The sequence below is a fragment of the Njordella aestuarii genome, from assembly GCF_056494165.1.
In genome coordinates, this window is record NZ_CM151397.1 from 4,173,185 (window position 1) to 4,187,031 (window position 13,847).

At 51.1% G+C, this 13,847-nt stretch carries 10 protein-coding genes; 5 read left to right on the top strand and 5 right to left on the bottom strand.

The features are described from left to right. Nucleotides 1-37 precede the first annotated feature (37 nt). The 3 genes from SH451x_RS16440 (at nt 38) to SH451x_RS16450 (ending at nt 3,471) form a co-directional block, all read left to right on the top strand. Nucleotides 38-787, top strand: coding sequence for a metallophosphoesterase family protein (locus SH451x_RS16440; RefSeq protein WP_479358079.1), 750 nt, complete (start codon nt 38-40; stop codon nt 785-787). Between the two features lie 190 nt (nt 788-977). Continuing rightward, a complete protein-coding gene (gene ribD, locus SH451x_RS16445; protein WP_479358080.1) occupies nt 978-2,135 on the top strand; it encodes a bifunctional diaminohydroxyphosphoribosylaminopyrimidine deaminase/5-amino-6-(5-phosphoribosylamino)uracil reductase RibD in 1,158 nt (385 codons plus the stop codon). Next, entirely contained in the window at nt 2,074-3,471 is a 1,398-nt protein-coding gene (locus SH451x_RS16450; RefSeq protein WP_479358081.1) for a 3-keto-disaccharide hydrolase, read from the top strand. The genes ribD and SH451x_RS16450 overlap by 62 nt, the downstream gene beginning before the upstream one ends. Nucleotides 3,472-3,871: 400 nt before the next feature. On the opposite strand, the gene SH451x_RS16455 is transcribed toward SH451x_RS16450, so the two are convergent. From SH451x_RS16455 to fusA, 5 genes are all read right to left on the bottom strand, one after another. Continuing rightward, on the bottom strand, nt 3,872-5,416 hold the full coding sequence (locus SH451x_RS16455) for an MraY family glycosyltransferase (RefSeq protein ID WP_479358082.1): 1,545 nt from the start codon (nt 5,414-5,416) through the stop codon (nt 3,872-3,874). A 250-nt stretch (nt 5,417-5,666) separates the two neighbouring features. Next, nucleotides 5,667-8,177, bottom strand: a complete 2,511-nt coding sequence (locus SH451x_RS16460; RefSeq protein WP_479358083.1) for a hypothetical protein — start codon at nt 8,175-8,177, stop codon at nt 5,667-5,669. 41 nt (nt 8,178-8,218) lie between these two features. Beyond that, nucleotides 8,219-8,443 (bottom strand): FmdB family zinc ribbon protein, encoded by a 225-nt coding sequence (locus tag SH451x_RS16465; RefSeq protein ID WP_479358084.1) that lies wholly within the window; start codon nt 8,441-8,443, stop codon nt 8,219-8,221. Nucleotides 8,444-8,488: 45 nt separating this feature from the next. Beyond that, nucleotides 8,489-9,367: a hypothetical protein gene (locus SH451x_RS16470; RefSeq protein WP_479358085.1), complete on the bottom strand. Its 879-nt coding sequence runs from the start codon at nt 9,365-9,367 to the stop codon at nt 8,489-8,491. 184 nt (nt 9,368-9,551) lie between these two features. Then, complete coding sequence (gene fusA / locus SH451x_RS16475) at nt 9,552-11,645, bottom strand: elongation factor G (protein ID WP_479358086.1); 2,094 nt, start codon at nt 11,643-11,645, stop codon at nt 9,552-9,554. A gap of 233 nt (nt 11,646-11,878) precedes the next feature. Here fusA and queG point away from each other — a divergent pair, with 233 nt between their 5' ends. Next, nucleotides 11,879-13,015 (top strand): tRNA epoxyqueuosine(34) reductase QueG, encoded by a 1,137-nt coding sequence (gene queG, locus SH451x_RS16480; protein ID WP_479358087.1) that lies wholly within the window; start codon nt 11,879-11,881, stop codon nt 13,013-13,015. Between the two features lie 203 nt (nt 13,016-13,218). After that, nucleotides 13,219-13,758 (top strand): hypothetical protein, encoded by a 540-nt coding sequence (locus tag SH451x_RS16485; protein WP_479358088.1) that lies wholly within the window; start codon nt 13,219-13,221, stop codon nt 13,756-13,758. Nucleotides 13,759-13,847: the final 89 nt, after the last annotated feature.

Consider the following 13,847-nt stretch of genomic DNA (forward strand, 5'->3'; position numbering starts at 1 on the left):
AGTTAACAAAACTCCACATTAAAGATCTTCCACAGATATGCGAATCGCGGTCATCAGCGACATTCACGGAAATCTAGCTGCGTTACAGGCAGTTCTGAAGGATATCTCCGCGCGCAACTGCGACAAAGTTTATTGCCTGGGAGACGTCGTAGGGTATGGACCGAATCCTACGGAGTGCCTTGACGAAGTGAAAAAGCTAGACGCCTGCGTGCTCGGCAATCACGACCATGGGGCCTTGATCGACCCGGAAGGGTTCAGTGCGGCCGCGGAGCAGGCAATCTTCTGGACGCGATCAGTTATTGAAAATAATGGCTCGAAAGCCGCTATCAAGAAACGGCTAAAGTATCTGATGGAGCGTCCGCGTTTCATTCGCGAAGGCGAGACAACATATGTCCATGGCTCAATTCGCAATCCGTTAAATGAATACGTTTTTCCTGAAGATGTTCACAATCGAAGGAAAATGGAAAAGCTGTTCTCGATGATCTCGCAAGTCTGCTTCCAAGGCCACACACACGTGCCCGGTGTATTTTCAAGTGAGATGGAATTCGAAGCGGCAGCAGATTTATCGGGCGGTAAAAAGCTCAATGATCAAGACAAGTACATGATCAACGTTGGAAGTGTGGGGCAGCCACGCGATGGCGACTGGCGAAGTTGCTATGTTGTTTACGACCATCCTGTGATTTCATATCACCGCGTTGAATACGACGTCGACAGTGTTGCAAAACAGATCCTTGCAATCCCTGATTTGGATGATTTTCTAGGCGAAAGACTACTGGAAGGCCGCTAAAGTCTAGCCTTTCGGTACAATATCCCGCAGCGGCAGCATTAAAATACCTGCCGCCGTTGCACAGGTCTCGGAAGCAATCTGATCCTTTCCGAATGGCTGCTGCCCTGTAAGCCCATAGTCGTGAGCCGACTACCTTTACGAACTGTGATATAATCTTATCGTTCTAGACTCTCTCATTATTAGATTGCCGATGCCAGGTACAGTTACACGATCGCCCGAAAACACCGACGAACAATGGATGCGAAAGGCGATCGAACTTGCCAGACGAGCGGAAGGGCATGTTGAGCCCAATCCAATGGTTGGCTGCGTGATTGTAGAGAACAACGAAGTCATCTCGAGTGGTTTTCATCAAGAGTTTGGCGAAGCCCACGCGGAGGCAAACGCTTTGCACGGCGTTTCACCGGAGATAACAAAAAACGCTACGATCTATATAACATTGGAACCATGCAGCAGTTTCGGTAAGACTCCTCCATGCGTGGACTCAATCCTCCGCGCTCGTCCTCGCCGGGTCTGCATCGGTAGCCTTGATCCAAACCCGCAGAATCATGGCAAGGGTGTCGCGAAATTGCAGGCAGCCGGGATCGAAGTTGTACTTAACGTCGCAAACTCAGAATGCGATTCGCTGATCAGCCCATTCCGCAAACTCGTGACTCGGGGGCAACCTTTTGTCATCGCAAAATGGGCTATGACGCTAGATGGAAAAATCGCCAGTGCTCAAGGGCATTCGAAATGGATTTCTAATGAACAATCATTGGCAGTAGTGCATCAAATTCGTGGCCGTATGGATGGTATCATTGTCGGCGCTCAAACGGCGATTACCGACGATCCACTACTGACAGCGCGGCCGCCGGGTTGCCGAACACCTACTAGAATTGTTTTGGATACGCGTGCCAGACTTCCGCTGACAAGTCAATTGGTACGGACGGCACGCGAAGTCCCGACGGTTGTCGTCTGCCATCCCGACTACAAAACCGAAGCCGATCGACTGGAGAACGAAGGTTGCTCGATCATTTTCATTGAAGCGGCGTCGCCCACCAATCGAATTGAAGAGTTGCTTGTTGAGCTTGGCAAGCAAAACATGACAAATGTTTTAGTCGAAGGCGGCGGAGCGTTGCTCGGATCATTCTTCGACTGCCAACAAATTGACGAAGTACACATCTTTGTAGCCCCCAAGCTCATTGGCGGCGCAGGCGCTCCTTCGCCTATCGCCGGCAATGGGCTTCCCACCATGGACCAAAGCGTCCGACTTTCCCACCCCCACTGGCAGCTCCTCGGAGACAACTACTATGTGCAATCAAGAATCAGCTACAAGAGCGTCGACGAATCACCGCCGCTCTCGGTCAATTAAGCGCAAAGCATTTGCCTACGCGCTAGTCAGCGTTGCAGCACTAGCCAACTTCAACCACGGCATGCCAGTATTTGGCCAGGAGCCGGCGACTCCTGTCTTTGTGAGTGAGGTTCCGACAGGATTCGAATCAATCTTTGATGGCCAATCGCTAGCTGGCTGGCATGGTCGCCCTGGAATTTCACCCGACGAATACAAGTCTGCGACGACTGATCAGAAAGCGAAATGGACTGAGGAAACGATTGCGCACTGGAAGGCAGTAGATGGCGTACTCGTAAATGACGGTGACGGCCCATTTTTGACGACAGATCAAGAATACGGTGATTTCGAACTTCTACTGCAGTACAAAACTGTGGCGGGAGCGGACAGCGGTATTTACTTGCGAGGCATCCCTCAGGTCCAAATCTGGGACCCAAGTGACGAGTCGGTGATACCGTTGGGTGCAGACAAAGGTAGCGGCGGGCTTTGGAACAACGCTGAAGGCGCGAAAGGAAAAGACCCACTTGTTAAGGCAGATAGGGCTTTTGGTGAATGGAATCAGTTTCGCATTCGACTGATTGGCGAACGATGCTGGGTGTGGCTCAACGATCAATTAGTGGTCGATGATGCTAGACTTGCAAACTATTTTGCGCGCGAACTTCCACTCGTCTCAACAGGTCCGATTCAGCTGCAGACGCACGGCGGCGAAATCAGTTGGCGAAACATCTATATTCGGTCATTGTCGACGGAAGAATCATCTGACATCCTCAAATCATCAGACATAAAGGATCCCGAGTACCTCTTTAACGGCACAGCTTTATCTGGCTGGAAGGGTGCAACTAGTAGTTATGAAGTTGTGCTACGATGTCAGGATGGAATGGGCGGTACGCTTTACAGTAGCAAAGAATACGAAAACTTCCGACTGTTTGCCGAATTCAAAATGCCCCCTGCTGGCAATAATGGCTTTGTAATTCGCTACCCCGTCGATAAGGAAGGACGTGTCGATGGAGCATACGAATCGATGTGCGAGTTGCAAATTTTGGACGACGCGCACGAGAACTACGCCGGTCTTGATCCTCGCCAAGCTCACGGTAGCGCCTACGGGATGGTAGCAGCTCATCGAGGTTATTTGAGACCAACAGGTCAGTGGAATTACCAGAAGGTGGAAGTGAGCGGCTCAAAGATTCAAGTAGAACTGAACGGCACGCGGATCCTTGACGCCGATCTCGCAAACGTCACAGAGTACCTCGCCGGAAAGCCTCACCCGGGCAAGGACAGATCGAAAGGGGCCGTCGGTCTTGCAGGGCATTCAGATCCGGTCGAATTTCGACTGATTGCAATTGAAGAACTGACGGACTAGCGCTGCGTCAGAGCTTAATCTTAGGTTCGGTCGGCGAACGTCTCGCTCGCAAAGCTCCGAAAATGCTGGCGGGACGCTTTTCTATAACCACACAAGTCATCAAGTATTGCTCCCCTGCCAGCTCGTATTGCAGGAAGCCGAGTTTGGCAAGCTAGATACAATCCGCAATTTGCGTAACCTTCCGAGCTTAACTTGTGCTCGCCGCTTCAAGCGGCGAGCACAAGTTAAACTCGCTGGATTGGGAGAGCTTCGGTGCCTAGCTTGCCAAACTTATTCACCCACGAGATGAGCTCATGGGGGTCAACAAAGATGTGGTGTTATAAAAACGCAAGACGCCCGAGCACCAAAACTACTAACCCAACTTTTAACGTTGACGCACCACTAGCGCCTAATCACGGCGTCAAACTGCGTATTCAACTGCGTCGTCTTTTGCGGCGTCAGACAACGCTCCAGTGCTATCGGCCATCGCTGATTCGCTCGAATGCTCCACAACGATTCGCGTGATCTCGTGTTCCAGCGAGTCCACCAACACAGTCAACGATTCAAGTACATCGATACTTGCACCGGCCGCCATAGGTCCTACGAACTCGATTCGCCCGAGCGACTGATTTTGGGCGTAGATTGGCAAAACCATCTTCCAACGATTCGCTTCGTCGGGATATTTGTCGCGGTTCCAGCAAGCATGATAGCCTTCGTGCAACCAAGGAACGTTAAGATCCAGACAAACTTTTGCTAGGTCATGTTTGTCAGCGAACTCCACGAGCGAATCCCATATCGTCTCCCAACTTCGCTCACCTTGCAGTCGATAGTGTTGTTGAGAACGTCCCGAATCGCGACTTAGTCGTGGAACCAAGGATGTACCAAAATGAACAATGCGACTCGCTAACAATCGAAGCTCCGCATAACCGAACAAGCGACTGGCTATGAGACATCCCAACACAACCAAGACTGCCAGCAGCGCAAGGACTTCGTTATTGAGTGCGGCCGAGAGAAAAGCTCCGGTTGCTAGTATCCCGCTACAAAGGCTAATCAACAATACAAGTCGACTCTGGCCGAAGCCCTTCGACATCAAATTGTGGTGGATATGCCCTCGATCAGTGCTAAAAATGCTACGTCCCGTGAGCTTCCGCCGAATGATTGCCATCGAGGAATCGAAAAATGGAAGAGCCAAAATTGCTACTGCGCCAAGTATGGAAACCGCCGTCGGACCCTTCAATGAAGTTCGAATTGCGAGGGCTCCCAAAATTAGCCCAATCAGCATTGATCCACTATCGCCAAGAAAGACCTTTGCAGGCGGGAAGTTGTAAACGAGAAAGCCTAGGAGAGCACCGGCGATTGCTGCCGCAAAAGTCGCCTCCAGCCAATGGCCCAACAAAGATGCCATCGCTGCAAAGCCCGCACAGGCAATCCACCCGACACTGCAACAAAGTCCATCCGCACCATCGATAAGATTGATCGAATTGATAGTTAGGAGAAGCCACGCGATCGAAACAGGAACCGCAAACACACTTAAATTGACGGTGTAACCGAAGAACCCGACAACTTCAATCTGGTACCCAGACAACACCAGAACGGTTGCAATGACGGCTTGCCCAATTAGCTTCTGCCGCCCGCGAAGGCCAAAACGGTCGTCGATGAGCCCAAGCCCGACGATTGATACACAACCGAAAAGCATCGCAGCCAACGCAACAAATCGGGTTGTTATCGCCTCCCAGACCAGAGGTACGGTAAAGGCCGCAGCGGACGCGGCAATCAACGTCGACACGAGCACAACAGGCCCACCGCAAAGCGCGATTTCTTCGTGGTGTAGCTTTCTGCGGGCGTCAGGGCTATCAACCAGCCCAACTCGAATTGCGAGAACTCGGAAAAGTGGCGTTAGCAGAACAGCGGCTAGAAACGAGCCGGCAAGTGCCAATAACTGCACTACTAGTCCGGTATAACTCATATAAAACCGCTCCGAGCTCAAATTTACAATCGGTCGGGTCGCCCTGGGCTGCAGATGTCAGAATCCTTGCCGCCACTAACCGTGCCACGTCATACTAACCGCAATTTTGATTCAGTCGACCCTTATGGTAAAGCGGCAAACGTGTTAATTCCTCCTTAACTTGGTTAATTCTCCCTGCGAATATCGCTATAAGCCGTAACGTCAGCGTCTACTTTTCTAAAGTCGCTTTGGACAGGTAGGATACAGGCACTTAGTCTACATTTTCGTCAAAATTGGAGTTGTCGTTCCAGTCATCAGATTCAAAAATCCGCGGCGGCAGATTTCGATCTTGCTCTGGAGGCGCGTAGGCTGATTTGAATCGCTGACAGCAAACCACCGTCCGCCCGCTGATCTGCGATGCGGCAGGCGAAATTCTGAGCGTCGATATGTCGTTTTCAGTCCAAGCCAGAATCGTTGCCTCTGTCCTCGGATGGGCCGGCATCAACGCAAATCCCGTGATTGCATTGACGATTGCAAGGTCTTGCCGGTCCATGGAGACCAATTCTTCACTCGTTTCCGAACCTTGCCGATTCCGTTCGCGCTGGTCAAAAGACTTTCGGAGCCGTTCGCCAAGCTGAGCGAACTGGAAAGCTTCGGCTTCATCGACGTTTATCGTGTCCGAAGCACCTACGTCGCCGACCCAAAACAATTCTTGCCGATCCGATGAAGTGACCAACAACACCGCGTCCCGCAACGCGAGACGAGTATTGTTTAAGATCTGCTTTCGTCCTGCGTCATCAATCTGTATATCAAAGTCTCCGTTCATCGACACGACTTCCTCGGCATGGAAGGTTGACGTCGTGTGTGATCGAATTGGTAAGCTGCGGATCCCTGACCCTTGGTCGTCGAACGCTCGGTATTCAATTTTATTATCTGATACCCCGAGGCCGCCGACCGGACTAACGACGCCGTTTTGATCCGGCAATGAAACTGAGAAACGTGTAGATAGGGACGAGTAGAGCGAAACATACTGCGTCAGAATTCCGCGAGGGTAGCCAGCCTGCGTTTGCAGCAAGCTAACTGAATTCTGACTACGCGCAAACCCAATCTCTACTTGCAGCATTCGAGCGATTATACCAGCCCCAACCAAAGCAATGACTGGAATGGTGAACCAGGCCCACTCAAGTCGCCCTATGATTCGAAAAACTATCCAGTTGGCAGGCACCAGGATGGCCAAGTAGACGGTCAGAAGTTTCAGCAAATAGTTCACGGGCGGGACCTTGATGCCGGAGATCTGACGCAGACTATCAAGTGCTATCTGTGAAAACCATGCTCCGTCTGTCCAACGAGTTTCTCCATTCGTACCGTTCCAAGATTGAGAAACAGTTTGCCCGTCGCCTGGAAAGGAATAATCGCTTCGTGTGCTCGTAGGTGCATTTCGATGAGGCTCACGTCGAGACAGCAACGTCAAGTTCGAAAATGAACTTAACAACTGCTCTCTACCAGTCATTTGTTCGTTGTAGAAACTGTATCTCTCATCTCCATTTATGGCCCAGGTTCGGCCCGGCAGTCGAAACACGGTTGCATTCAAAAAACTTCCGTAACTTGGCCAAATCGTCAGCTCTTGTCCCGCCAAATCAAAAGTTGACATACATACACGCCCCGCTCCAACAGCACGCTCTGCGAGCAATCCATGGCAGCCCTGAACCCAACTGGCTTCATTTGCCAGATCTCCAGCGCAAAGATTTGATACGATTGCCGAAGCCTTCAATTTCTCGTTGACTGGTGGACGATCCTCAAGTTCTTCCGGGTTCTCTAATGTAGCGCCTCCATCAAGGGTGAATTCATACGTGGACTTTGCTACGGCAAAACTATTTAGAGTCTCTGTCAAATCGCCGGCATGAGAATCATTACTGACAAGCTTCTCCAGAGGCAAGTATCCTTGCAAAAAGCTATTGGCCAAACCGTCTATCGAAGTTGGGCCGTTGATTATCAACCTCCCGCCAGCATGCAGCCAATCGATGATCGCTTGCTGCTGCTGCTCCGTCAGATCGTCGGCCGATGTTTCGTTCCAACAAATCGTCGAAGTATTCAGCCAACCGTAAAACTGTGAGGGTAGCGAAGATTTCGCATCATCGGAACTCACATAAATACATTGAAAAGGTATCGTCGAAATCGGAGACGAAAATCCAGCTGGCCACCTCACGACGTTCGAGCGATTCCAAAAAGCGTGTCGCTCGACATGGTCCGCAAGAATTACGAAACATGTTTGATACTCATTCAGTATTTGAATTCGTTCGGTTTGTTGAAGCAGAGAACTTCCGAAACTTCGATCGACGATGTCGACTTTAACTGGAACGCTTGCTCGAAAGCTATCCCCTCCAAAGGCATCTAGGTCTGGTGAAGGCGGAACGAAGAGTGATTGCTCCAGTTGCTTAGCCTGTCCCGTTGGGAGTGCCGCAGACCGCGAAAACACCATGTTCTGATCTGCGGAAAGTTGTGTGGAGCGGTCACCTTGCCGCAGCACATCGTAACGCAAGTCAATTTTTTCTGTTCCAGCAGGGGCTTTCACCGCTTGACGCGTTTGCACCCAACTACTTCGCTTCGCATAGGAAACTTTCGCCAAACTGGACGCAGGTAAAACTTGCAATGGCTCGGCAACGATCCGATCCAGCGTCTGACCCGACTTGGAACCTTCACCTCTGTCTCGATTACAACCTACTGCCACTGAGAGCAGGACTATGTAGCCGACGAACGAAAAGCGGACTGCACTTGCTAACATACGGAAGGCCCAGATAGGAGGAAGCACGCAACATGAAGCAATTATCCCATCATACACCCGCCTGTACCACACTGGGGACGCCCACAGGCTCGCGGGATTTCGCATTCTTGAGCGTTTCCGCCGCTGACACTCTTGGCAATTACACTTAGCAATCGATTAAGCTTGTCGGAACCGCACTCGGGACAAGTTGCCTGATCGCTGACAGTTCTGACAAGTACTTCAACATCCCTATCGCAGCTCTTGCAGTGATATTCATACAGTGGCATTTATAACTCGCAATCTAAGACGCACGGGTTGGTGACTCCTAGCAATTAGAACCAAGCGTACCCTTTGTTCGCAATGAACCAGCCACCAAAAATAGCCAGGAACACAACCCATATCATATGCACGTTGGCTGAGGTACCAAGTTCTTTGCGATTTACGAATGCATAGTACAGCGAGAAGAACGGAATAAAAAGACTCATAAAGCCCTTCGCAATCGACTCTTTGAAGGCAGCGATCGTAACAGCTAGATACGACAAGAAATAAACTAAGCCCGAAATGGTCGTACCAATAAATGATAACAACGCAAAAATGCCCATTTTTTGAATGGCATAGGCAAATGTGCCTTTCGGCGCAAACACTTCTGTAGTCTTTGCGTCAGCTCGAATTACACCTGCTCCAATCAATACCACTAGTCCGAGCAGCATTGCAAGCGTCACCCACCACGGTGCACCGATGAACTTAATACGTTCTTCGGTATCGTGATCGCGTTTTATATTGATCGCCGCTTCTTCTAATCGTTTGTCCTCATATTCCGACCCAGCCACTTTGGTTTGAACAAACCCAGCTATCCTTTCCCCTCTTTCGAGGTGAAACCCACACTCAATGCATACGGCAGTGTTGGGAGCAATCGATGCTCCGCACGACGGGCAGGCGGGCCCCTTGCTTTTACCAATCCCCGCGTCCGCAAAGAGCTTGTCCAATCCAGAGCTTCCCATTGGGGAGGCGGCGGCCGCTGCTGGTTTTTGGGCCAGTTTCGGTGACGCAGGCCGGGCCGCAGTCGCTGCGGAACTAGACGCAGTTGGCTTCGCATCCCCACCAGGAACTTTGATCGGCTGCTGGCATTTTCGGCACTTACCAACCTTACCGGCAGCGGAATCCGGCACAGTCATGACTTGGCCGCACGTGCATTTGACTTGAATGGGCATGTTATTCGAACTGTTTGGGCCGTAGGAAGTGATACTTGAATTTTGGAACTTGACGTTGCAATCATCTCAAAGCGGCAGAGAGCAGACGACCGTAACTCACGAACTTCAGTTTATTCGGTAAAAACCTGAGAGCGAGTTTTCCAGTCGTAAAAGCGGGCACTTGCGATCGACAATTGCATCTAGTTTACATGGCAAAGGCTTCCACGTCCTGCTGCGGAGCTTGTTGATACCCAAACGGTTCCATTGATGACGAAGCTCGCCCCTGACTAAGCGAGCGGATAGCACTTGAGTATCCAAACAGTTCTTTCAATGGGGCGTGAGCGACGATCATCGTTGCGGCCCCTCGATTCTCCGTCTTTTCGATGATAGCTCGCCGTTGTTGCAAATCGCCGACGATTTCACCCATATAGTCGTCTGGGGTCATGATTTCCATCCGCATGACCGGCTCTAGCAGGGCAGGGGTTCCTTTCTCAAGTCCTTCACTAAAGGCATCGTTGGCAGCAATTCGAAAAGCGACTTCGTCTGAACCTGTTTCCGCTACTTCCGCCCCCAACACACTGATACGCATTCCGGTCAGCGGGAATGAACCGATGACACCACCTCCTTCGCCACGATTCTTCAGTTCGTCGAGAACCGCTTGGCGAAGATTCTCGGGTAACATTTTCTCTGGCGGCGTTCGGTCCAATACAATGATAGGCTGTGACGGGTCTTCGAGCGGCTCAAAACGAACTTTCAGCCGAGCAAACATTTGATTGCCAGCAACTAAGCGATTGCATTGCCCTTCGACTTCAACCGCTTTCTCGATCGTTTCGCGATAGCTAACGCGAGGCTTGTAGAACTTCACGTTCAAATTGAAGTCTCGCACAAGGCGATTTTTGATAACCTCGAGATGCAACTCGCCCATCCCGCTTATGAGGGTCTGACCGGACTCCGAGTTCTCAACAGCGCGAAACGTAGGGTCCTGGCGTTTTAACATATCAAGTGTTTCAGCCAACTTCTTCCGTTCAGTCGTGTTTTCGGGTTCAATCGCCATCGAAATGACGGCTTGTGCGAACTGAATCGAAGGAAGCTCAATCGGATCACGGGTGTCGCACAACGTGTCACCAGTCATAGAATCTCGCGGTCCGATCGCACAGGCGATATCGCCTGCCTCCAACGACTGTACTTGCCCCTGTCGCTCTTTCTTTGTGGCATGGATCTGCCATAGCTGAGCAACGTTTTCTTTTTTATCCCGGTTAGGATTCAGCAAGCGACTGTTGGCATCGAGCTTACCTGAGTACATCCTTATCCAATACAAGTCACCTGTCTTGGCGGGTAAAATTTTAAACACAAGAGCGCACACGGGTTCCGCGACATCTGGATTGCGAAGCAGCACCTTGTCGCGTTTCTTGGGATCCACCCCTTCCACAGGGGGGCGATCAAGAGGACTGGGCAGAAACCGGTTAACGCCATCCAGCAATGGCTGTAAACCGGCTCCATGAAGTGCAGAGCCGCACAACACAGGCTGGAGTTGGAGCGAAATGGTCGCTGCACGTACCGCTGCCAAAATGTCCGCTGCAGTAATTTCCTGCTCCTCCATCGCAAGAGTCATCAGGTTCTCGTCGTGCGGATAGAGCTTTTCAAGCATCTCGGAACGCCAAACTTCCGCGTCATCCAGCAAGTGTTCGGGGATCTCTTGCGTCGTTACGGTCTTCCCTTTGTCATCGTGATCAAAGGTTAAATAAGTCATGTGGATCAAATCGACGATTCCAGTAAACGGATCGTTGGTATGAGCCGGTCCGCTACCGACAGGGATTTGGATCGCGACGGGATTTGCAGCTAGCCGAGGTCCAATTTCATCAAGAACACGGTAAAAATCGGCACCTTCACGATCGAGTTTATTGATAAACACCATCCGCGGCACGCGATACTTGCTTGCTTGCCGCCAAACGGTCTCACTCTGAGCTTCCACTCCCTCACGCGCACTGAACACGACCACCGCGCCATCCAAAACGCGCAAGCAGCGTTCAACCTCAGCGGTGAAATCGACGTGTCCTGGGGTGTCTAGCAAGTTTATTTGGCATTCTCGCCATCGAAACGTCACACAAGCAGAGAAAATTGTAATACCCCGCTGCTGCTCCTCCGGGTCGTCATCGGTTTCCGTAGTGCCAGAATCGACTGCCCCAGCGCGATGCTTCGTGCCGCTCATGTAGAGCATTTGTTCGGTAACAGTCGTTTTGCCCGCGTCGATATGAGCAATAATGCCGATGTTGCGTAATGACTTAAGGTCCCTCGCCATGTATCTTTCTCGCTAAGTGCTTGAGTCGGCAATCACCGACTGCCATAAAGTTCGCTCTAGATTTTTTAAACGGTAAAGCAAAGAATTCCTAGGTGGCGATGCCGTAAACCGTTGGCATCCTTCACATTAGTTTGCATTACCTCGGGTGTGAATTTGCACTAACTGCGCAGTTTTCGATGCCACCCATTTGGTGGATACCCCCTTTAAACACTCCGATTCTTAGATCGCTTCGAATGGAAACAGACCAAATCAAAGCGTTCGCCAAACAAATCGGGTTCGAGGATAGTCGCTTTGTGGCTGCAGACGACGCCAAGGGCTTCGGACGACTGCTCGATTGGCTGGATCGAGGATATGCGGGCTCGATGCAGTATATCGAAAATCGCCTGGAAGCTTACCGGCACCCGTCGGGGGTTTTACCGAATTGCCGCTCAATTTTGATGCTCGTTAGTTCATATCACTACCCTGCACAACCAGCCAAGGGCGTCCCCTCGGGGGCGGGGCGCGTCGCAAGGTATGCATCCAGCGGTAACGATTATCACGATACGCTTCATGAAAAGCTGAAATCGCTAATCAAGGAACTGCGATTGGTGTGGCCCGACAGTCATTTTCGCGGCGTCGTCGACAGTGCGCCACTATTAGAACGAGAGTTTGCCATGCAAGCAGGTCTTGGTTGGATCGGAAAGAACACCATGCTTCTCTCGCGAAAGTGGGGTAGCTACTTCTTTCTGTCAGCCATACTCAGTGATCGCGAATTCCCCCCAGACGTCCCCTTAGTTGCCGACCATTGCGGAACTTGTACAGCGTGCCTCGATGCATGCCCAACCCAGGCCTTCGTCGAACCACGCATGTTGGACGCAACGCGATGCATTAGTTATCACACAATTGAAAGCCACGATATTGTACCGGCGGAGTTGCGTCCGGGTTTTGGTGACTGGATTTTTGGCTGCGATATTTGCCAGGAAGTGTGCCCTTGGAACCGCAAAGCAGAATTTGCAACGCAACAAAATTTCGCTCCTTCTTCAGGCCTGATGCAGCTAGACTTGCGAGACATTCTCCATCTCTCGGAAGCTGACTTTCGAAAGCAATACCGCAAAACACCGCTCTGGCGTACCAAACTATCAGGGCTGCAACGAAATGCCCTGATAGCCGTTGGCAACCAACGCTTGACTAGCCTCCAAGGTGAACTTGAGCAATTTTTGTGGCACGAACTGCCCACACTTCGTGTCGCAGCCGCGTGGGCCATCGCGCAATGCAACCGTGTGAACGGGCATGAGATCCTGCGCAAGCGGTTTGACGTCGAGGCGGATGATTTCGTCCGCGGTGAAATTGCCCAAATTATCACCGATTCGACTGCAGACTCTGGCAACTGATTTGCTCTGCCATAGGACTTGGTCGTAGGAAATGCAAGAGATTCAGTCCGAGCGAAGCGTTTTTTACCTCGAAAACCATAGCGGACGCCGCCCCGTCTGAACGTTTGGCCCTGCATTATCAGACTTGACACCGGGCATTGGTCCGAATAAACCAAATCAATGGGCAGCGTTCTGTAGCGATCAATCGTTTACTGGAGTACGCCATGATACAAGATGACTCGGAACATACTCGACTTCTCGAGCGTTTCTTTTGCGGGCTGGTGGAGTATATCTTTCACTCGAAATTGGGAGTTGCTGATGGTGAGATAGTCACCTATGTCAGTGATTTGTTAGTCCGCTTTACAAAAACCGACGCGTTGTTGCGCATCCGGCAACTCGATGGTCGACCTGCGAGCGAAGTTATCACCATGATGACTGAAGCAGAAACGCGAATCGGTGCTGCAAAACGTGAAGTCCATCGACATATTGGTGACTTCACTTTGTTCTGGACCGGTCTTTATCCCGAATCACTGCGTGACAGTAAGGGAATTCCCCTAGGCGATCGATTTCAGAGTTACTGCGATCAAGGCAAACGCGCCTACGAGATTGCCAGTGAGATCGAGCCGCACAGCGAGAAATCTGCACCATGCTCTGTTTTACGAAAGCTTAGCGACGAGTTTGACTTGTGCGCGTATGGACTGCGCGAGATTCGGAGGCAGTGGGAATGTGAAGGAGGGGAGACTGGATCAGGCCTCGTGATTTGATCAATTCCCCACGCTTAACAATTGTTCAGTGCTGAGTTTTTTGTCGAGTTCGCACGGTTACGCCCGTGCGAACCGAATTTTTTTTGAAA